This is a genomic window from Nitrospira sp. BLG_2 (assembly GCF_049222245.1).
Map to the genome: position 1 here is coordinate 1 of NZ_JBLYIG010000376.1, position 1,903 is coordinate 1,903.

Consider the following 1,903-nt stretch of genomic DNA (forward strand, 5'->3'; position numbering starts at 1 on the left):
CTCACGGACGTCGTGCTTCGTATCCCCAATCTCCCGCATGCCTCGGTCCCGGTAGGGGCTGACGCATCGGAAAATGTCCAGGTTCGTCGATGGGGAGCCGTGCCGTCTTTTTCAAGCCCCAAACCCCATTGGGAAATCGGAGAGAACCTCGGAATTGTGGATTTCGATCGAGCCGCGAAGATTGCAGGAGCCAGGTTTTCCGTCATGACCGGGGCCGGTGCCAGGCTGGAACGAGCCCTGATCAACTATATGCTTGATCGACACACAACCCAGCATGGATATCAAGAGGTGATTCCGCCCCTCATGGTGAATCGCCCAGCGATGACCGGCACCGGTCAACTTCCGAAGTTTGAAGAAGATCTCTTTCGCCTGCGAGATGAAGAGTACTTCTTGATCCCGACCGCGGAAGTGCCGGTGACCAACTTACATCGTGAGGAGATTCTTGTTGGGGACCGCTTACCGCTCCGCTACACGGCCTACACGCCTTGCTTCAGACGAGAGGCTGGGTCCTATGGAAAGGACACGAGAGGCCTGATCCGGCTTCACCAATTCAATAAAGTGGAGCTCGTGGCATTTTCGACACCCGATCGTTCGTATGAAGAACTTGAACGCCTGACAGGCCATGCTGAGTCGATCTTGCAGGGGTTGAACCTGCCCTATCGCGTCATCACACTCTGCACTGGGGATATGGGATTTTCCGCCGCCAAGACGTATGATCTGGAGGTATGGCTACCCTCACAGCAACAATATCGGGAGATTTCATCCTGCAGCAATTTCGAGTCGTTTCAGGCCAGACGAGCGGGTATCAAGTATCGGCCAATCGGAGGAAAGAAAGAGGCAAAGACCGATTTCGTCCACACGCTCAATGGTTCCGGGCTGGCCGTCGGGCGAACCTTGGTGGCCATCTTGGAAAATTTCCAGCAACCTGACGGCTCGGTTGAAATACCTATCGTACTGCGCCCCTATATGGGCGGGCTGGAAAGGATTAAAAAAGAATAAGTCTGTCCCGTCGCGCTCCACAGAAGAGAGCTCCGGATCGAGCAAGCTTGACGATTGTGCACCTACAAGCAGAGAGGAATTCCATGGACATTGTCAACAGGTGGACAAGCAGTATGAGTGTCATAGGATTGATACTTGGAAGTTTGGTGATTGCAGGCTGGAATTCCGCCTATGCGTTCGAGGGAGAACAAGAGTCATCGTCAGATCGACAGAGTTTCTTTCACAGCTGGGATAAGAAGTTACCTGACAGCTCGCGGTTTACCGTCTTGAGCGATTTTGGCGGGGCGGCGGTACGTGACAATGAGACAGGGCTGGTGTGGGAGCAATCGCCGGAGACAAAAACCGTGAATTGGCAAGGGGCACGATTTCAGTGTACGAGCCGCAAGATCGGCGGACGCATGGGGTGGAGACTCCCATCGGTACATGAACTGGCAAGCCTGGTTGATCCCTCCGTATCACCGGGCCCCACTCTGCCGACAGGTCATCCTTTCGCTAACGTGCAGGCTGCCCACTATTGGTCGGCATCGTCCTTCGCTGGTAAACCGACACATGCATGGAACGTGGGCTTCGTCATGGGTATGGTACACGACATTAAAATAAAGGACAGTCATAATGTTTGGTGCGTGCGTGGAGGGAATAATGCGGATGCGTATTAACTCTGAAGATGACCTGGTGAAGCTTTAGAGACCTGAGGTGAAGTCGTGTCGTTGGGTAAGACATCCGCTCATCGTCCGGCAAGGCCTTGGACCAGCGGCGCGCCAGACGCGGGGAGCCGGTACTCATTGAAAGATGGAGCCGCCGGGTTGGGGGATATGGCTCGGTTCATGGGCCAGCTTTGTTCCCTGGGCAACCAAGGCCGTGGGTTTCTCGAGCGTACGGTTGTAGACCTGAAGCTGGAAACCAG

General features: G+C 54.7%; 3 protein-coding genes. All 3 read left to right on the forward strand.

Features of this window, described 5'->3' with window-relative positions; translation table 11 throughout:
- The coding region (gene serS, locus ACOSYY_RS10420; RefSeq protein WP_421662278.1) for a serine--tRNA ligase at positions 1–999 on the forward strand (999 nt) is incomplete at its 5' end.
- Between the two features lie 113 nt (positions 1,000–1,112).
- Positions 1,113–1,655, forward strand: a complete 543-nt coding sequence (locus tag ACOSYY_RS10425; RefSeq protein WP_421662279.1) for an Lcl C-terminal domain-containing protein — start codon at positions 1,113–1,115, stop codon at positions 1,653–1,655.
- 45 nt (positions 1,656–1,700) lie between these two features.
- Positions 1,701–1,903 (forward strand): hypothetical protein (locus ACOSYY_RS10430; RefSeq protein ID WP_421662280.1); only part of this gene is annotated, 203 nt, incomplete at its 3' end.

Excerpts from the sequence above, each read along its gene's own strand:
- ACOSYY_RS10425 (WP_421662279.1), top strand. The coding sequence starts at position 1,113 with ATGAGTGTCATAGGATTGATACTTGGAAGTTTGGTGATTGCAGGCTGG.